Raw genomic sequence first — 17,909 nt, 5'->3', positions numbered from 1 at the left:
ACCTTTTGACGCCACTTTGGATGCAATCCCGCACGGCGGGAGCCGATCCCGCGCACGGGACGGCGGACGAGGACGCGGAGCAGGGCTGCCCGCGGGTCGGCGACGACATGACGGTCGAAGTGGCCCTGTCCGTCATGGCCAGTGCGCGCGCGGGACATCTGCTGGTCTGCGACGAGGACGGCGCGCGCACCGGGCTGGTCACCCCGGCCCGGCTCGCCGCCGCCCGTGGCAGCGACACGTACACGGACCGGGTCCGGCTGCGCGACATCCTCGGCGATCACGAGCCGTTCATCTCGCCCTCGCACGCTCAACCGCCGCGTGGCGGTCGGACCGTACACCCTCTTCCCCTGTGAGGCATCATGCGCTGTGTCATCGCCCGCTTCCCGTTCGACCTCACCAAGAGCGGCGTCCTGGAAACGATGAAGGGCATCAAGCCCGAACCGATCACCGGTGAATCCGTGGTCATCGGTCGCCGTACCTACCCCGTCAAGCAGGTCGGCCAGGCCGTCACCCGCCAGGACCGGCGCGACTTCAGTGTCGGAGAAGTCCTGCGGGCCATGACCCAGCTGGGCTTCACGTGCCGCGGTCTTCCCCGGGCCGAGACGCCCGCTCGTGGCCTCAGCCCGCTCCAAAAGGCCTCCGCGATGCTGGGCGCCCCGGCGACCGTCTGACCGAAGCGGGCGCCGCGCCGGCTCAGGGCATCTCGTCGGGGTCGCAACTGGCCCGGCGCAGCCCGATCGTGCGCAGGGCCCGCATCAGGGCCTCGGAGTCACCCTCGCGCACGACGTGGACGGCGCCCTCGACCGCAAGGCCGGATACGGTGCGGGGCACGCGGTCGGAGGCCGTCCGCAGCACCACCCCGCTCGGCGGGTCCAGGGAGCGCACCCCGTGGAACACGCCGAGGATGCCCGGGTCCGCGTCGAGGCTGTCGAGCCCGGCCGGCAGGGACAGGACGGTGATGTCGGGGAGCAGGATCCGGGCATGCGCGAGGGCGACGGCGGGGTCGTGGGCATGCGACAGGACCCGGAAGTGCGGATTGCGCTGGATACCCGCGCGCAGAAGTTCAAGCTGCTCGCCATCGGGCACTCCGACCACCAGAACCGTCATCACCTGTTCCATCCTGCGTTCCGGCCGGCGGTGCCGCGACCCGGGACGCGGAAACCGGCTCGGCCCTGCCCGTAACACGCGTGTACGACGCGCAGATGACGGTGACGTGGGGTCGGAGCAGCTGGTGTCGCTCGCGGGCGGCCACACTGGAGACATGACCGAGCACCGCTTCACCGTTGACCTGACCAGTGCCGACAGCTCCGACGGCACCGGCAGTACTCCCAGACACACCCGCAAGCCCCAGTACCGCCACAGCCTCAGGTACGAGAACCCCGCCGGTGAAGCCCCGACCGGCCCGGAGGGGCACGCACCGCGCACCCCCCGAGGCCTCACCGCCGTGAGGTGTGCCTGCGGCCTCGCCACCGAGGCGCTCCCGAGCGATGACGCGAGGCTCGTCTACGAGGAACACCGCAACGTGATCCGCGACGAGGCGATGCGCGAGGGCCCCCAGTAGGACGATCCCGGGCCCGGCTGCTCGACGGGCAGCGCCGGGCCGGCGCGGTGGTGCGCGGGTCAAGGGGCGCCCGCCCCCGCCCGCTTGCGGCGCGCGGAAGCGGGCGGGCAAAAGGAGTTCCTGGCCCGGGAGTTCGGGGTGGACGTCACCGCGGCGCGACTCCGGGACGACGCCTGGCGGGACTGGCTGCTGTGGGCACGTGTGTGCGCCGAGCACCGGCCGGACGGTGAGGAGGCCAACCGGCCGGTGATCGACATGCTCACCGCGGACGGCGGAAGCACCTCTCCTTCGCCCTGCTGAGCGCCCGCGAGCGGTAGGCGCACGACGGGTACCGGGTACCGGGCGCCGGTAAGCCGGACCGCCGTCAGTCGACGTGGGCGGGCACTCCTGCGATCGGGTGAATTGCCGATGGAGATCCCGCGCGCCGCGGGTGTCACGGCATGTGAAGAAACGATGGGGCCTTGGTAGGACGGGCGCGTTCCCCCGCGACCGAAAGGTGCTCGCCGTGTCTCCCACCACCCAAAACGCGCCGGAGCCGAACACGCCCCGGTGGCGCAGACCCCGCCGTCGGGGCGCTCTGGCAGCGCTGCTCACCGGCATCCTCATGGCTGCCGTCCTCCCGCTGGCCGCCGGCGCCCCCCGGGCCCGGGCGGCCGTGGGCATCGACGAGTACCCCGTGCCCACTCCGAGCACACCGGTCGGCATCACCACCGGCCCGGACGGCAATCTGTGGTTCACCGAGGCGGTCGGCAACAAGATCGGCCGGATGAGCCCGGCGGGCACGCTCATCGCCCAGTACCCGCTGCCCGGCGAGTTCAGCACCCCGCACGACATCACCACCGGGCCGGACGGGAACGTCTGGTTCACCATGCAGCACTTCGACTCCCGGGTCGGAAAGATCGACACCAACGGCACGGTCACCGAGTACCACCTCCCCGAGCAGTTCGTCGAGCCCACCGGCATCACCGCGGGCCCGGATGGGGCCATGTGGTTCACCGAGCAGAACGGCCGCCGCATCGCCCGCATCACCACCGCCGGCGCCGTCACCGAGTACCCCCTGCCCGCCGGCGGCTCCGGGCAGCCGTCCTACATCACCACCGGCCCTGACGGGAACCTGTGGTTCACCGAGATCGGCGCCAACCTGATCGGCCGCATCACCCCGTCAGGGGTCGTCACCGAGTTCCCGGTCCCCGGTGGCGGAGGACCGACCGACATCACCACCGGCCCTGACGGGAACCTCTGGTTCACCGTGTTCGGCGGCAACCGGATCGGCCGCATCACCCCGGCCGGCGTGATCACCCAGTACGACGTGCCGGCGAGCGGCGGCCCCTCGCCCCAGCCCCAGGACATCACCGCCGGGCCGGACGACAGCTTGTGGTTCACCGAACGCAACAGCGGGAAGATCGGGCGGATCAGTACCTCCGGCATCATTGCCGAGTTCCCCCTGCCCTCCTCGGAGCGAGGCCCCTGGGGCATCACCAAGGGCCCGGACGACGACATCTGGTTCGCCGAGACCTCCAGCTTCATCGGGCACCTCCACCTGGCCGACGCCGACCTGGCCGTCGCGAAGTCCGACACGGGCTCCGACCCCGTCGTGGAGGGCCAGAACGTCACGTACACGCTCACCGCGACGAACAACGGCCCGCAGACGGCCGAGGGGGTCGTGCTCCAGGACGTCCTCCCGGCCGGAACGCAATTCGTCTCGGCATCTCCCGGGTGCACCGCCTCCGGTGCCACCCCTGACGTCGTCACCTGCGGCATCGGCACCCTCACCGCGGGAGCGAGCGCCGCGCGCACCATCACCGTGTCGACCACGACCGAGGACGTCGCCGTGGACACGGCGGGCGTGGCCGGCGCGGTCTCCGACCCGACCCCGGCCAACGACACCGCGACGGAGAGCACCACCGTCAACGCGGTCACCTGCTTCGGCGAACAGCCCACCATCACCGGCACCCCCGGCAACGACCAGATCAACGGCACGCCCGCACGTGACGTCATCCTTGCCCACGGGGGCAACGACACCATCAACAGCGGTGCGGGCGACGATCTCGTATGCGGCGGCCCCGGGGCGGACTCGATCACCGGAGGTCCCGGCAACGACCGCATCGCGGGCGGCGCGGGCGGCGATACCCTCCACGGCTCCCCGGGCGACGACACCTTGACCGGCGGTCCCGGCGACGACTCCCTCTTCGGCGACGTCGGCAACGACGACCTCGACGGCGGCCCGGGCACGAACATCAACGACGGCGGCCCCGGGACCGACGTCTGCACCAACCCCGGAACGGGTGCCGGCTGCCCGTGACCCGACCCCGACGGGGTGCTCCCGTACCGGAGCCGGACCGGGAGCACCCCACGGCTTGGCAGCCGCTCGGCCGGACCCGGCCGGACCCGCGGGACCCGCAGGGGGACGATCGCCGATCGCCGGTACGCCGCTACCGGCTCTGGGCGCGGATCGCGCTCTGCCATGCGGAGTCGACGGCGGCCTGGATGCGGAGTGTCGCTTCCGGGAGCGGGCCGGGCACGTGCACCGGTGCGCCGATGTGCACGTGCAGGCCCGGCCGTCGTAGCGGGGCGGTCAGGGCTCCGGCGAACTGTTTGACCACGCCGCCGGAGCACAACCGCCGGGCACCGGCCTGGCCGACGGGGACGAGCGGCGCTCCGGTCATCGCGGCCAGTCGCGCCGGACCGCTGCGGAAGGGCCCTGGCGCGGCCTCGCCGGCGTCGGTGCGTTCGGGCAGCCGGCCTTCGCCGTAGAGCAGGACGCAGCGCCCCGCCGCGAGTACGGCCGCCGCGGCATCGAGGCATTCGCCGGCGCGGGCGGTCCCGCGCCGGACCGGGATGTGCCCTTCACGGCGCAGCGCCGCTCCGAGCAGCGGCAGCCGCCACAAGCCTGCGGTGGCCATGACGACGGGCTCGATCCGGTACCGTCGCAGCGCCGCGATCACGACGGCCGGGTCGGCGAGCGAGGTGTGGTTGGCCACCAGGATGCTGCCGGCGCGGGGACCCGCCGGGGTGTCGGAGGTGATGGTCAATTGCCCGGCAACGGGTACGACTGCGGCGGCGATTCGGCTGAGCATGGAGGGCCTCGTTCGGGTGGTCCTGCACTGATGCCCTCATCGTCGGCTGCTGCCGATTGCCCGTCATGAGTAGCCGTACTCACCCCTCAGGGGCTCCCGACCCCAGAGCGCAATGGCAACTCCCGGGAGCGTCACAGGTGCCGTTCCTTCACGCCCTCGGCGATGAGCGAAACACCGATGCCCAGCAGCCAGACGTCCTTGGCCAGCGCGATTCCCTGCTCGGTGGGACGCAGGCTGCCTTCCTGGCGCATGCCAGGCGTCCGGAGATAGAGCCCGAGGGTGCCTGCGGAGAACGCGGTCAGCGCCACACCGGCGACAGCGGCGGGAACGAGCGGCACCAACAGCGCGGCGGCTATGGCGAGCTCCCCGGCGGAGAGTAGGCGGACGAACTTCTGGGCATCCTGCTCGCCCAGGAACGGGTAGGTCCCGGCGGCGAACTGGTGGAGCCCCTCGGCGGTGGCCTCGTCCGCACCGCGTTTCGCCAGCCCGGAATTCAGGAAGAACGCGCCGGCCGTGAGCCTGAGCGGAAGCTGCCGCGCCGCCGAATGCCATGCCCCACAGGAAACCATGCCGAGCCTCCCAGCGATGTCCCCACCCATCCACCCTGCCACCCCTCGCAGGCATGTCAAACGGGGAGCGGTCGGAGCAGGTGGAGAGCGGCTTGCCCGCTACCGGCCAACCTCGTGGAATTGCCGTGTCGGCGGGCGTGTGGGCCGTGGGCGGCCCGTGCGGCGGTGTTTGCTGGCGGCAGCAAGGACCTCACCCGCGAGGCCGCCACGCGCCAGGAGGAACCGGAAGCATGAAGTTCGCCCAGATCATCGACTTCGAGACCGAGCGCATCGACGAGGTCCGCAACGTCATGCGCGCCTACGAGGAGCGGGCCCGCTCGGAAGGACGCACCGGCGCCCCCGATTCCCGCACCCTGCTCAAGGACCGGGCCAACCCCAACCGCTACCTCGCCGTGGTCGAGTTCGACTCCTACGAGGCCGCCATGGCCAACAGCAACGCGCCCGAGACCAACGAGCTGGCTCAGCAGCTCTCGACGCTGATGACCAGGCCGCCGCTCTACACCGACTGCGACGTCCAGGATCGGCAGAGCACGGGCTGACGTAGGCGCCCGCGTGGCGGGTACGACCTTTCCGTACGCATGGGCGCCGAGGAGCCGGGGGAATCCAAATGATTCGGAAGTTGCAGGCGGTGGCGCTGGACTGCGCCGATCCGGTACGGCTCGCAGGGTTCTACGCGGAGTTGCTCGGGGGCCGTGTGGTCGTGGACCCGGAGGATCCCGACTGGGTCGAGGTGCACGGGTTCGAAGGGACGCCGCTGGCCTGCCAGCGGGTGGACGGCTACCGGCCGCCCGAATGGCCCGGCCGGCAGCACCCTCAGCAGCTGCACCTGGATTTCGACGTGGACGACCTCGACGGGGAGGAACAGCGGGCGCTCGCCCTCGGGGCGAGCGTGCTGGAGCGTACGGACCAGCTTCGCCCGGACGCCAACTGGCGGGTCTACGCGGACCCGGCCGGCCACCCGTTCTGCCTCTGCCTTCACTGATCCCCACGTCACGTCATGCGCGGGCCCGGGGCGTACGGCGCGGTCATCGGGTGTGGCGGTGCCTGCCGTGCTTGTGCCGTTCGCCGGTCGTGAGCAGCACGAGGGCCAGACCGAGGGGGAGCAGGAACAGCAGTAACAGAGTCATGCAACGGCGTGTGCCCACTCGGAAGCGGTCGACACCGGGCAAACGGGAATCCGCAGAACATTTCCCGGGCGAGCCGGCCGCTCAACCCCGGACCTCAGGCCGTGGGCTCCTGAGGCGCGGGATCCTCGGCAGGGTGATCATTCTCGGCCTGCGGTTCGCTCCCCCCGCCGTCCGCGTCCTTGACCGCCCGCAGGTCGGGCGCCGGAGGGTCCAGCGGGGGGAGGTCGGGAGTGAGGGCGTCTTCGTTCTCGGGAACCCTGGGGGGCAGTTCCGGTTCGCGCGTCGCGGGCACGTGGGCTTCTCGTTCCTCGTTCATGTGGCCCACCTGCCCGTGATCCGGGTCCGAACACTTCCCCTGCGGTGCCTGTCAGCCGTCCGGGGGAGTGAGGGTTCGGGAGGAGCGCCGTTTCGGGCGAGGCGGGAGCGGCCATGCGGCTGACGGATGCTTGGCCACCGGTGCGGTCCGGGAAGCGGTAGTGGGGTGAGACGCGATCCGCGCGTGAGTGTGCACGAGAGGAACAGACGATGACCGGTTCCGCGCAGGTGTCGGACGGGTCCATCAGTGATGGCGCCGATGCCGAGTTCGTCGATGCGACCAATCTCTTCGTCTCGGGAGGAGGCCTGGCGGGCATCGAGCGGCTCGCCCGGTCGGGGGTCGGCGACCCGATCACGGAGGAGATGAAAGCGAGCGCGATCGGCGTCGTGAAACTGTTCGGCGGCATCGGCTAGTCGTTCCTTCCTCCCGTCGGCCTCCCGTCGAGCTCCCGTCGAGCTCCCGTCGGTACGCTCAGCGGCCCGGAGGGAGGAGAGGCCGACGGGAGGGACGGGGAGGGAAGCGGAGGCCGAGGAGGGCCCGGCGTTCGCTGCCCCGTGGTCGTGGGCGGTGTGCCGTCAGGCCGGGTCCGGCCCCGCGTCCTCCCGCGCGCTGCGCAGGACCACCGTGCTGTGCGGCTCCAGCCGCAGCCCGCCGCCCGCCTTCCACTCCCGTTCGTCCGGGGCGTCCGTGCTCGCGGTGTCGACCAGCAGTACCCAGTGCGCGGCGAACCGGTCCGCGGGGAGGCGGAAGTCGACCGCCGCGTGCGAACTGTTGAACATCAGCAGGAAGGAATCGTCCGTGACCCGGGCGCCGTAGCGGTCCGGCTCGGTGATCGCCCCACCGTTGAGGAACATGGCCAGTGCGCCGGCCTGCGGCCACGTCCAGTCCTCGTCCTCCATCGCGGACGCGTCGGGGCGCAGCCATTCGACGTCGGCCGGCGCCCGGTCCCCGTGACCTGCGGGCCTCCCGGAGAAGAAGCGCCGCCGCCGCAGCACGGGATGGTCGCGCCGGAGCCGGATGAGTCCGGAGGTGAAGGCCAGCAGCCGGCGGGCGCCTTCGTCGAGGTCCCAGTCGATCCAAGCGGTCGGGTTGTCCTGGCAGTACGCGTTGTTGTTGCCGCCCTGCGTACGGCCCAGCTCGTCCCCGTGGCTGATCATCGGGATGCCCTGGGAGAGGATCAGGGTGGTCATCAGGTTGCGCTGCTGGCGTTCTCGCAGGGCCAGGACGCCGGGGTCGTCCGTCTCGCCTTCCGCTCCGCAGTTCCAGGACCGGTTGTGGTCCTCCCCGTCCCGGCCGTCCTCGCCGTTCTCCTCGTTGTGCTTGCTCTCGTACGAGACCAGGTCCCGCAGGGTGAACCCGTCGTGGGCGGTGACGAAGTTGACGCTGGCGAGCGGACGGCGGCGATCACGTTCGTACAGGTCGGCAGAGCCGGTGATGCGGGAGGCGAACTCCCCGAGCGTGCCGTCGGCGCCGCGCCAGTAGTCGCGGACGGCGTCGCGGTAGCGGCCGTTCCACTCCGACCACAGGGGCGGGAAGTTGCCGACCTGGTAGCCGCCCTCGCCGAGGTCCCAGGGTTCGGCGATGAGCTTGACCCGGCTGATGACCGGGTCCTGTTGGATGACGTCGAAGAAGGCGGACAGCCGGTCTACCTCGTGGAACTGGCGTGCGAGGGTGGCGGCGAGGTCGAACCGGAAGCCGTCGACGTGCATCTCAAGGACCCAGTACCGCAGGGAGTCCATGATCAGTTGCAGCACGTTGGGATGTCGCATCAGCAGGCTGTTGCCGGTGCCGGTGGTGTCGTAGTACTGGGAGCGGTCCTCGTCGACCAGCCGGTAGTAGGCGGCGTTGTCGATTCCCTTGAAGGCCAGGACGGGCCCCATGCCGTTGCCCTCGGCGGTGTGGTTGTAGACGACGTCGAGGATGACCTCGATGCCCGCGGCGTGCAGCGCCTTGACCATCTGCTTGAACTCGACGACCTGCGCACCGCGGCCGCCCGTGGCCGCATAGCCGTTGTGCGGTGCGAAGAAGCCGATGGTGTTGTAGCCCCAGTAGTTGGACAGGCCCTTCTCGGCGAGGTGGCCGTCGTGGATGAACTGCTGCACCGGCATCAGTTCCAGTGCGGTCACCCCCAGCCCGGTGAGGTGGTCGAGGATGGCCGGATGCGCCAGGCCCGCGTAGGTGCCGCGCAGTTCCTCGGGCAGATCGGGATGGGTGCGCGTGAGGCCGCGTACGTGTCCCTCGTAGATGACGCTCTCTGCGTACGCGTGGCCCGGAGCCCTGTCGGCGCCCCAGTCGAAGCTCCGGTCGGTGACCACCGACACCATGGTGTGGCCCGCGCTGTCCAGGGTGTTGGGCTCGCCGTCGGCCGCGTCGGCCGCGTCGTCCGCGAAGTGGTGGCCGTAGAGCGATTCGTGGTGGTCGAGCTGCCCGTCGATGGCGGTCGCGTACGGATCCAGCAGGAGCTTCGCCGCATTGCAGCGGTGCCCGGCAGCCGGGTCGAAGGGGCCGCTGACCCGGTAGCCGTACCGCTGTCCCGGGCCCACGTCCGGGAGGTGAATGTGCCAGGCGGACCGGTCGATCTCGGTCATCGGGACGCGCGTCTCGCGCCAGGCCTCGTCGAGCAGAACCAGGTCCACGCCCTCGGCGACCTCGGAGAACAGCGCGAAATTGGTGCCGGAGCCGTCGTACGTCGCTCCCAGAGGGTACGGTTTGCCCGCCCATGTACGCATGGGAGTCACGCTACTGTCGGCGGGCCTCCGGGGCCCGCCGGCCGTTGGCCCCGGGTGTCGCGCCCGCCGGCCCGGGGCCTTCTTCGCGCCGTGGGCCGTCAGGCGTTCTCGGCCGCGAACATCCAGTGGTGCTTCTCCAGGTCGCCGGTCAGGGCGATCAGGAGGTCCTGGGTGACCGGGTCGGGTTCGTCGGTGGACTGGATGCGCTCGCGCATGCGAGCGATCACCGTGCTGAGGGCGCCGACGAGGATGCGGACGGCTTCCGCGTCCTTGATCCAGCCCTCCGGCACGCCGGTGATCGCGGTGGTGGATGCCACCGTCTCCGCCCGGCCGTCCGGGGTGATCCCGAGGGCGGAGGCGCGCTCGGCGACCACGTCCGAGTGGGTGCGCGCCGTGGTGACGACCTCGTCGAGCTGGAGGTGTACGGAGCGGAAGCGGGGTCCCACCACGTTCCAGTGCACCTGCTTGGCCACGAGCGAGAGGTCCACCAGGTCCACCAGGGCGCCCTGCAGCGCTTCACCGACGATCTTCAGGTCGGCTTCCGGGAGGGCGTTCTTGACGACGGACACAACGTCTCCATTCGTTCCTATCTAGACATGTACTGATAAAACACCGACTACCCGCTGCGCCCATGCCGAAACGGTCCTGTAGTCCGGCTGGTCCATCAGTCGAGCCGGACGGCCCCGGCGCCGGACACCCCGCGGTTCGCGACCGCCGTCTCAGTCGGTGCAGGCGCGACGGATCGCGGTGAGGGTGCGGGTCACGTCCCCATCCGTCGTCGACCAGTTGCTCACCGAGATCCGCATGACACGGCGGCCGCGCCAGGTCGAGCCGCTGATCCACGCCGTGCCGTCGGCGAGCAAGCGGGCGAGCACCCGTTCGGTACGTTCGTCGCTGCCGAAGTCGGCGCACACCTGCGTGAACACCACGTCGTTGAGGATCCGGGCGCCGTCGATCCCGGCGATGCCCGTGGCGAACGCGTCGGCGTGCCGGCACAGCCGCTCGACGAGGTCGGACACGCCCGACCGGCCGAGGGAGCGGAGCGCCGCCCATACGGTGAAGGCCCTGCCGCGCCGGGACAGTTCGGGAACCTTGTCGACGGGGTCGCCCTGTTCGTCCTGGATGAGGTAATCGCCGCGCATTCCCATGGCGGCCCGGAGCGCGGAAGGGTCTCGCACGATGGCGAGCCCGCAGTCGTAGGGGACGTTCAGCGTCTTGTGGGCATCGGTCGCCCAGGAGTCGGCCTCCGAGCAGCCCGCCGTCAGATGCGCGAAGCGCGGGGAGACGGCCGCCCACAGCCCGAAGGCACCGTCCACGTGCACCCACGCCTCCGATGCCCGAGCCGTACGGATCGTCTCGGCGAAGGGATCGAAGGCACCGGAGTGGATGTCCCCGGCCTGGAGGACCACGATCGTCGGACCCCGTCCGCCGGCCGCCAGGGCGCTGCGCAGGGCTTGCGGCACCATGCGCCCCTGACCGTCCGCCGCCACCGGCTCCGGCCCGCCCAGCCCGAGATAGCGCAGCGCGAGGTCAACGGCCATGTGGCGGTCCTCGCCGACGAGGACGCGGACCGCCGGCCCACCCGCGAGTCCGTCACGGGCGACGTCCCGGCCCGCGCGGCGCAGCACCGCGTCGCGTCCGGCCGCGAGACAGGCGAAGTTCGCCATCGTGGCACCGGTGGTGAAGCCGATGGCGCTGCCACTCGGCAGGCCGAGCAGGTCGAGCAGCCACCCGCCGGCGATGTCCTCCGCCGCCGCGTACGCGGGGGAGGCGGCGCGCATCACGCAATTCTGGTCCCACGCGCTGACCAGCCAGTCCGCGGCGAGTGCGGCCGGTTCGGTGCCGCCGACGACGAATCCGTAGAAGCGGCCGCCGGGGAAGGCGGTCAGCCCCGGCTCACAGGCCGTGGCCAGCAGATCGACGACGTCGCACGGCGGGCTCGGACCGTCGGGCAGCTCCGCACCCAGCGCGTCCACGATCTCACCGACCGAAGCGCGGGCGGGTACCGGACGGCCGTCCAGGCCCGCCAGCCACCGGGCGGCGTGGGCGTACGCCCGTCGGAGCGCCTCTTGTCGCGCGTCCATACCTCGGACTATGCGACCGGCGCCGCCGCTCCGCAATCGGCGCGCCGGGCAGTGCGGAGCCGAGTGCGTGCCGCGGCGGCCGCGAGAGACGCCGCCACGGCGCAGCGGGTGGCCGTCGCCGTGTCCTCAGCCGACGCTCTGGTCCCCGTCGGGGACGTCCTCGACCGTGACGAGGCCGCCGGGCACCGCGAGTCCCCGTGACACCGCATCGGCGAGTCCCTCGGGGTCCGGGTGCGACGGGTACGGCGGCTGCTCCCCCTCGCCGTAGCTCTCGATCGCTTTGTCGAAGTAGCCGGGGTGCCAGGCACCGACGGCCCCCTTGACCTGGACGGCGATCACGGGGCGCGCGCCGGTGAGCTGCTTGAGCGCGGCCAGGATCTCGTCGGATCGCAGTTCGCCCGGCACCTGGAACAGGCTGGCGTGAGCGCCGACGAGGCCGCCGTCCCACAAGCGCACGGTGACGGTGAGGCAGCTGGTGACGCTCGGATAGGTGATCACGCCCCCGGGCGCGACCTCCTTGACCTGCCCTTCCGTGATCGTCGCCGTGCCGGGTATCCCCGCGCCGCTCGTCGGGTGCGCTCCCGCGCGGGCGCGCTCGGCGGGCTCGGACGGTGCGCGGTCGGAGGCCGTACCGGGCGGGGCCAGGGCGACGGTGCCCGCGAGGGCGACTGCGAGGGCGGTGATGCCGCGCTTGAGTTCGATCATGACTCGCCATTGTCCGGCATCGGCTTCCTCGGCCGGTACGGCGGCTTCCCGAGCCGCCGCGAGCGCACCGGATGGCGGTCCGCCGCCACTGCCCGGAGCGGAAGCACGGACGAGGATCCGGCCGTTCCGACGGCTCAGCGCGTGAGGATGACGCGCCGGCGGACCCACAGGTCGCTCGTCGCGGCGGAGAGGAGGAAGTCCGCGACGTCGGCGCGGTCGATCCTCCCGCCGACGCGTCCTCGGGTTCCGTCGAGCGGGATCGTCTCGTAGTCGCCGGTGGGGCGACCGTCGGCGAACATCACGGGCAGGGCGATGGTCCAGGCGCGGTCGCTGCGGGCGATGGTCTCGTCGGCTGTGCCCTTGTCGGCCATGAGCGTGCCCATCACCAGCTTCGCCGCCCCCGCCTGGAAGAGGGACTGGCGCCGGGAGGTGCCGCCCGAGCCGAGAGCCGAGAGCCAGACGAGACGCTCCACGCCGGCCGCGGCCATGGCCTCCAGGACGGGGCCGGCGGTGCGGGTGGCGAGAGTGGACTTGTAGTCCTTGCCCGGTCCCAGGGCGCAGATGAGGGCCCGGCTGCCCCGGGCCGCCCGCTCGACGTCGGCTGCGGAGGCGGCGTCGCCGACGACAACGGTGACGCGTTCGTCGTCACGCTGCGGCAGCCGGGCCGCGTCGCGGACCAGCACGGTGACCCGGTGCCCGGCCGCGAGGGCCTGGCGGAGTATCTGGCGGCCGATGGGGCCCGTGGCGCCGAGGAGGGTGAGCTGCATGATCGGGCCTCCGTACTGTCTGCGGCCGGCCCTCCGGGCGAGGCGCGGCAACGAGCCCCGGTTGCAGGCCCTCGTCTCCATCCTCCCTCGGAGGAGACCCCGTTTCGCGCGGTCGTCCTGCCCGCCCCGCCATCGCGGGACGAGCTCATGATTCTTCGGCCACGGCCTCACCGGAGGAAGGGACAGCCCTTCTGCGGTACGCCATCACCCCGCACGCGGCGAGGAGGAGGACGGCCACGCCGGCCACTCCGAGGGCCGTGTGCTCGGCGAAGAGCCTCCCCAGCACTTCCAGCACGCCGAGCCCCGCGGTCGCGTAGATCAGCGCCCAGGCCGCTCCGCCCAGGAAGAGGGCGGGGAGGTAGCGCGGCAACGGCATGCGCATGCTGCCCGCGAGGAAGTTGGCGGCGGTCTGGAAACCGACGGTCAGGAAGGAGACGGCGACCACCGGTGCGCCCCACCGCTGGATCGCCCGCTCGGCGCGCCGGAACTTCGCCGAGGAGGTCCGCCCGGCGAACCTGCTGCGCCGGGCACCGGCACCGGCGAGCCAGCCGACGGCGAACGTCCCTCCCGCGCGAAGCAGGACTATGGCGTACAGGGCCCCTGCCGTGAGCGCGATCTTATGCACGGCGCCTCGTCCCGGGCGCCTGGCCGGAACCCGCGTCCCCCGTCACCCGCATGGGCGTACCACCCCACTCGGCGCACGACGCGCACGAGCCCGGTCACCGTCTCTCACCTGCGTCCCGCCTCTGCCCGTTCCGTCCCGTGGATCGCCCCCTGTGGCACCGGAACCCGAACGCGCACGCCGGGGTCCGTACGCCAGGCAAGGCCAGCCTAACCGAACGTGCATGCGGCGGACAGGGCGCACCGGGCCCACCGGCCCCGACCGGCGGGCGCCAGGGGGCGCCGCGGGGCAGGCGGGGGTTTGCGGGCGCCCCCTAGGGTGCGGGCGGGGGCACGCGCCCCCGTTTCCGGCTCACCGGCCGACGATCTTGCGTACGTTCTCGATGCTGCCGCAGTCGGACGCCAGCTGCTTCTCCCGTTCCCGCAGGAACGCGGTGCCCAGCTCGCCCCTGCGCTCGTCGGGAACGTTCTCCCTGGCGCCGTTGAGGATCGTCCGCTCCTCCTCGTCCAGGTGGTGGGAGACCGCCTTGACCAGGGCCTCCAGCCGCGTGTCCCACTCCTCGGAGCCGATGTCGTCGACTTCCAGCAGCGCCAGCAGGGCCTCGTTGCCTTCGGCGTGCTCCTCCTCGCCGTGCTCGACTTCCTCGTTGTCGACGTCCTTGAAGCGCTTGAGCGCTCCGTAGACCTCGGACTCCTCGGCCTCGCCGTGCGCGATGAGCAGGGCCGCGAACTTCTCCCTGGCTCCCGCACGGTCAGCCTCGACGCTCCGCATGCGGCGGAACAGTTCCTCCATGGTGCGGTGGTCCTTGAGGATCACCGCGACGACGTCCGGGTCCTTGCTCTCTTCCACCATGGCGCGCGCCTCCTCGATCGTCCCGGTCCGCACCGGCGGTGACAGCACCCTCCGGAGCCCGGGCCACGAAGCCCACCGGCCGGGATCGGCGCGGCGGACATACGGCGACTGCCCGTGCCCGCCACGTTCATGCGGACCCGGCCGCGCACGGGAACGCGGTTCGGCCCGCACGTCCGGGCGGGCCGGCGCCGCTGCCTCGCCTGCCCGCCCGATCAGACTCCGCCGCGCTTCAGCGCGATGACTCACAGGCGAGCACGCGAGCGGCTTCGGAAGGGGAGCGGCCGGTGACAAGGTCGGTTCCCGCGTCCTCCTCGGTGCTCTGGCTCTGGCGCGGAACGAAGAGGGTCACCAGCGCCCCGAGGACGGCGACGCCGGCGAACGCGAAGAACGCGCGGTGCGGCGAGACCCCGGCGCTCACGAGGGCTCCGCCGACGAGGGGCCCGCCGATGCCGCCGAGCCGGCCGAACCCGGCGCACCAGGCCACTCCGGCAGCGCGGGCGTGCGTGTCGTAGTAGTTCGCGACGAAGCCGTACACCAGGACCTGGGTGCCGATCGTGCCGATTCCGGCGACCGCGACCAGAGCCAGCAGGGCGCCCAGGGGCAACCCCAGGGTGAGGAGCATCAGGGAGAAAGCGGCCAGCACGAACGTCGACGTGATCACCCGCTGCGGGCCCGTGCGGTCTGCGGCCCGGGAGGCGAGTACCCCGCCGATGACCGCCCCGCCGTTCAAGGCCAGCAGGAAGACCAGTGAGTACGACTTGCCGAATCCGCTCTGCCCCATGATTTCCGGCAGCCACGTGTTCAGCGCGTAGGTGAGCAGCAGGCCGGAGCAGCTCATCAGACCGAGCAGCACCGTGGGCAGGGCGTAGCGGCGGCTCGCCAGAGCCGCGAAACCGACCTTCTCGGCCCCGGTCGTCCGTGCCGATTCGCCCAGGGCGATTCCGGTGCGCGAGGAGAGCGCGCGGGCGCGCTCGGTGTGCCCCCGCGCCAGCAGCCACTTCGGAGACTCGGGCAGGCGCAGCAGTGTGACCGGCAGGAGGACCACGAGGGGGGCCGCACCGAAGAGGAACAGGGTGCGCCAGCTGTCCCCGCCGGACGTGAGGAGGGCCATGACCGCGGCGAGGACACCGCCGACGGGGACGCCGCTGTAGACGATGGCGTTGTAGACGTTGCGGCGGTTGGGCGGTGCGAACTCCGCGACCATCGCGGCGGCGGTGGCCACCAGGGCGCCCACCCCGATGCCGGTGAGGAAGCGCAGGACGCCGAACGCGGTGATGCTCGTGGCGAATGAGCTCAGCCCCATGGCGACGGAGAACCAGACGATCCCCGCAATCATGATGCGCCGGCGCCCTATGTGGTCGCCGACCGCACCGGCGCTCAGGGCGCCGACCATGACGCCCATGAGTGCATAGGAGCCGAGCGCGCCGGCCTGGGCGACGGAGAGGTGGCCGATCTGGCTCGGGTCGCGCAGGAATTCGGGGACGACGGTCCCGTAGACGACCAGGTCGTAGCCGTCGAAGACCAGCGTGATGGTGGTGATGGCGATGATCCAGCGCAGCGTTCTGCGGTGCTGCCGACTGATTCTCGTGTGCTGTGAGGTGTTCATCGGGGAGCCCCAGTTGTGTGAGCGTACGGGTTTGCCTCCACCGGCCCGGTGGACAGGGAGAGCCGTGCCGGCGGTAGGCGGTGACCGCGTGGGGCCTGCTCCGCGGCCGCCGTCTGACAGCGGTGGTAGAGCGTGAACCAGTTGAACGTAAGCCCGAGGCGTCGCCTTCGTGGCCGGTGATCTCGGACATCGGTCATGTCGTGCCCCCATCGCGGCGGCGCACATGACCAGATCGGAAAATGTTTTCCGAAAATGCCCATGGAAGGCGCGTTGGCTGGGAATGCTGCGTGTAATTTCCCGCACCTGTTCGACGCCGTGTCACCGCGTCGTTCGGGCGGGCCTTCCGTTCTGAGCTCTCGGGAGGTACCACGCCATGCAGTCGAACCCCACTCCGCGGCCGGCCCGCAGCCGCCGCGATCTCCTCGCCGGCCTCGGCGCGGCCGCTGCCGCCCCGCTCCTGCTCGGTGTCACCGCCCGCTCCGCCCCCCACGACGGCCTCGCCCACCGGCCCGTCCCGGTCGGCCGTACGGTCCTGCTCCGCGGCGCCGCCCTCGTGCTCACCATGGACCCTGCCTTAGGCAGCGGCCCCCTCGGGTCGGTGGAGAACGCCGACGTCCTGATGCGCAACGGCGCCATCGCCTCCGTGGGCACGGCCCTGCGGCCTCCGCCCGGCGCCTCGGTGGTGGACGTCTCGGGCAAGCTGGTCATGCCGGGCTTCGTCGACACCCACACCCACCTGTGGCAGGCGGCGATCCGCGGAGGCTGCACCGACGGCGACCTGTTCGGCTGGTTCGAGCGCTGCACCGACCCCGCGCGCGGCGGGCTGACCCCTGCGGGGCTCCACAGTTTCGTGCGCCTCGCAGCCCTCGACGCCGTCCAGTCGGGCGTGACGACCCTCGTGGACTGGGTGGACATCTTCGCCTACGACCTCATCGAGAGCTACGTACGGGCCCTGGCCGGTACGGGGGTGCGGTTCACCTACGCGATGTTTCCGCCCGGGCCCGGTGCGGCTCTGGTCATGAAGGTGAAGAAGGACCTCGTCGACCCGGTGCCTCTCGGTTCCTTCCAGGTCGCCACGCACGCGGCGCGCTCGGCCCAGGACCTCAACCGCGCGCACTGGGAGGCGGCCCAGGACATGGGAGTCATGCTCAACTCCCATGTCCTGGAACGCCCCGAGCAGCGCGCCGACGACCCCATCGGGGTCCTCGCCGACATCGGCGCGCTGGGGCCGCGGCTCCTGGTCAACCACGCGATCCACCTGACCGACGAGGAGATCGCCGCCCTGGGTGACCACGACGCGCGCGCGGTCCACTGCCCGCTGAGCAACATGCGTCTGGGCTCCGGCGTCATGAGGCTCTCGGAGTTCAGACGACGGGGCGTCAAGGTGGGTCTCGGGCTGGACGGCGGCACCAACGACACCTCGGACTTCCAGGCGCTGATGAAGACGGCCATCGGCCTGCAACGCTCGCGCGCCATGGACGCCGGGGTCTTCCCGCAGGTGCAGGACGTCCTGCGGATGGCCACTCTGGGCGGCGCCGAGGCCATCGGCATCGCCGACCGGGTGGGTTCCCTGACTCCCGGCAAACGGGCTGATGTGGTCGTCATCGACCCCGCGGCCCTGAACTTCGCGCCACGCTTCGAGTGGGTGGGCCAGATCGTCTTCAACGGACGGCCCGAGAACATCGACTCCGTGTTCGTGGACGGACGTCCGCTGAAATTCGCCGGCCGACTCGTCGACATCGACACGAGCGGCGTGGTCAGGGAGGCCGAGGCGGCGGCGACCCGCCTCCGCGCGGCCGGCGGGTTCCCACGGGCGCTTCAGTGATCGAGGCCGGGCGGGAGGGCGCGCGCCCGGCCCTCACGCCCGGCCCTCACGCCCGGCCCTCACGCCCGG

21 protein-coding genes are annotated in these 17,909 nt (G+C 71.7%); 9 read left to right on the top strand and 12 right to left on the bottom strand.

Annotated elements, in window-relative coordinates:
* The first annotated feature begins 20 nt into the window (after positions 1-20).
* Positions 21-353, top strand: coding sequence for a CBS domain-containing protein (locus AB0M92_RS10535; protein WP_366101711.1), 333 nt, complete (start codon positions 21-23; stop codon positions 351-353).
* A 6-nt stretch (positions 354-359) separates the two neighbouring features.
* Positions 360-671, top strand: coding sequence for an SCO5918 family protein (locus AB0M92_RS10530; RefSeq protein WP_366101710.1), 312 nt, complete (start codon positions 360-362; stop codon positions 669-671).
* Positions 672-693: 22 nt separating this feature from the next.
* Here AB0M92_RS10530 and AB0M92_RS10525 read toward each other — a convergent pair whose 3' ends face one another.
* Positions 694-1,107 (bottom strand): hypothetical protein, encoded by a 414-nt coding sequence (locus AB0M92_RS10525; protein WP_366101709.1) that lies wholly within the window; start codon positions 1,105-1,107, stop codon positions 694-696.
* Positions 1,108-1,261: 154 nt separating this feature from the next.
* On the opposite strand from AB0M92_RS10525, the gene AB0M92_RS10520 reads away from it, so the two are divergent.
* The 3 genes from AB0M92_RS10520 to AB0M92_RS10510 all read left to right on the top strand — a co-directional run bounded on the left by AB0M92_RS10520 (position 1,262) and on the right by AB0M92_RS10510 (position 3,863).
* Positions 1,262-1,561, top strand: a complete 300-nt coding sequence (locus tag AB0M92_RS10520; RefSeq protein WP_366101708.1) for a hypothetical protein — start codon at positions 1,262-1,264, stop codon at positions 1,559-1,561.
* Between the two features lie 138 nt (positions 1,562-1,699).
* A complete protein-coding gene (locus AB0M92_RS10515; RefSeq protein ID WP_366101707.1) occupies positions 1,700-1,861 on the top strand; it encodes a hypothetical protein in 162 nt (53 codons plus the stop codon).
* A gap of 205 nt (positions 1,862-2,066) precedes the next feature.
* Positions 2,067-3,863 carry a hypothetical protein gene (locus AB0M92_RS10510; protein ID WP_366101706.1) on the top strand — a complete coding sequence of 599 codons (1,797 nt, stop codon included), beginning with the start codon at positions 2,067-2,069 and terminating at the stop codon, positions 3,861-3,863.
* Positions 3,864-3,993: 130 nt separating this feature from the next.
* Here AB0M92_RS10510 and AB0M92_RS10505 read toward each other — a convergent pair whose 3' ends face one another.
* The gene (locus AB0M92_RS10505; protein ID WP_366101705.1) at positions 3,994-4,638 is read right to left on the bottom strand and encodes a lysophospholipid acyltransferase family protein; all 645 of its coding nucleotides are present in this window, start codon (positions 4,636-4,638) and stop codon (positions 3,994-3,996) included.
* Positions 4,639-4,769: 131 nt separating this feature from the next.
* Positions 4,770-5,207 carry a hypothetical protein gene (locus AB0M92_RS10500; RefSeq protein ID WP_366101916.1) on the bottom strand — a complete coding sequence of 146 codons (438 nt, stop codon included), beginning with the start codon at positions 5,205-5,207 and terminating at the stop codon, positions 4,770-4,772.
* 230 nt (positions 5,208-5,437) lie between these two features.
* Here AB0M92_RS10500 and AB0M92_RS10495 point away from each other — a divergent pair, with 230 nt between their 5' ends.
* A complete protein-coding gene (locus tag AB0M92_RS10495; protein WP_366101704.1) occupies positions 5,438-5,746 on the top strand; it encodes a hypothetical protein in 309 nt (102 codons plus the stop codon).
* Between the two features lie 68 nt (positions 5,747-5,814).
* Positions 5,815-6,189 (top strand): VOC family protein, encoded by a 375-nt coding sequence (locus tag AB0M92_RS10490; RefSeq protein WP_366101703.1) that lies wholly within the window; start codon positions 5,815-5,817, stop codon positions 6,187-6,189.
* 239 nt (positions 6,190-6,428) lie between these two features.
* Here the strand turns inward: AB0M92_RS10490 and AB0M92_RS10485 are convergent, their stop codons facing one another.
* Complete coding sequence (locus AB0M92_RS10485; RefSeq protein WP_366101702.1) at positions 6,429-6,650, bottom strand: hypothetical protein; 222 nt, start codon at positions 6,648-6,650, stop codon at positions 6,429-6,431.
* 209 nt (positions 6,651-6,859) lie between these two features.
* Here AB0M92_RS10485 and AB0M92_RS10480 point away from each other — a divergent pair, with 209 nt between their 5' ends.
* A complete protein-coding gene (locus tag AB0M92_RS10480) occupies positions 6,860-7,063 on the top strand; it encodes a hypothetical protein (RefSeq protein ID WP_366101701.1) in 204 nt (67 codons plus the stop codon).
* Between the two features lie 162 nt (positions 7,064-7,225).
* Here the strand turns inward: AB0M92_RS10480 and glgX are convergent, their stop codons facing one another.
* The 8 genes from glgX to AB0M92_RS10440 all read right to left on the bottom strand — a co-directional run bounded on the left by glgX (position 7,226) and on the right by AB0M92_RS10440 (position 16,015).
* Entirely contained in the window at positions 7,226-9,379 is a 2,154-nt protein-coding gene (gene glgX, locus AB0M92_RS10475) for a glycogen debranching protein GlgX (protein ID WP_366101700.1), read from the bottom strand.
* Between the two features lie 98 nt (positions 9,380-9,477).
* Complete coding sequence (locus AB0M92_RS10470) at positions 9,478-9,948, bottom strand: DNA starvation/stationary phase protection protein (protein WP_366101699.1); 471 nt, start codon at positions 9,946-9,948, stop codon at positions 9,478-9,480.
* A 150-nt stretch (positions 9,949-10,098) separates the two neighbouring features.
* Entirely contained in the window at positions 10,099-11,463 is a 1,365-nt protein-coding gene (locus AB0M92_RS10465; protein WP_366101698.1) for a pyridoxal-dependent decarboxylase, read from the bottom strand.
* Between the two features lie 126 nt (positions 11,464-11,589).
* Positions 11,590-12,168, bottom strand: coding sequence for a hypothetical protein (locus tag AB0M92_RS10460; protein ID WP_366101697.1), 579 nt, complete (start codon positions 12,166-12,168; stop codon positions 11,590-11,592).
* A gap of 134 nt (positions 12,169-12,302) precedes the next feature.
* Positions 12,303-12,935: an NAD(P)-binding oxidoreductase gene (locus AB0M92_RS10455; protein WP_366101696.1), complete on the bottom strand. Its 633-nt coding sequence runs from the start codon at positions 12,933-12,935 to the stop codon at positions 12,303-12,305.
* Positions 12,936-13,080: 145 nt separating this feature from the next.
* Complete coding sequence (locus tag AB0M92_RS10450) at positions 13,081-13,560, bottom strand: VTT domain-containing protein (RefSeq protein WP_366101695.1); 480 nt, start codon at positions 13,558-13,560, stop codon at positions 13,081-13,083.
* A gap of 348 nt (positions 13,561-13,908) precedes the next feature.
* A complete protein-coding gene (locus AB0M92_RS10445; RefSeq protein WP_366101694.1) occupies positions 13,909-14,409 on the bottom strand; it encodes a hemerythrin domain-containing protein in 501 nt (166 codons plus the stop codon).
* 229 nt (positions 14,410-14,638) lie between these two features.
* Positions 14,639-16,015 carry an MFS transporter gene (locus AB0M92_RS10440; RefSeq protein ID WP_366101693.1) on the bottom strand — a complete coding sequence of 459 codons (1,377 nt, stop codon included), beginning with the start codon at positions 16,013-16,015 and terminating at the stop codon, positions 14,639-14,641.
* Positions 16,016-16,388: 373 nt separating this feature from the next.
* On the opposite strand from AB0M92_RS10440, the gene AB0M92_RS10435 reads away from it, so the two are divergent.
* Positions 16,389-17,840, top strand: coding sequence for an amidohydrolase family protein (locus AB0M92_RS10435; RefSeq protein ID WP_366101692.1), 1,452 nt, complete (start codon positions 16,389-16,391; stop codon positions 17,838-17,840).
* Positions 17,841-17,909 lie beyond the last annotated feature (69 nt).

Origin of the sequence: Streptomyces sp. NPDC051582, from assembly GCF_040681715.1 — a bacterium.
In the GTDB taxonomy this organism is placed as follows: Bacteria; Actinomycetota; Actinomycetes; order Streptomycetales; family Streptomycetaceae; genus Streptomyces.
Note: the sequence above shows the minus strand (reverse complement) of the source record. Positions and strands in the feature narration are given on the sequence as shown.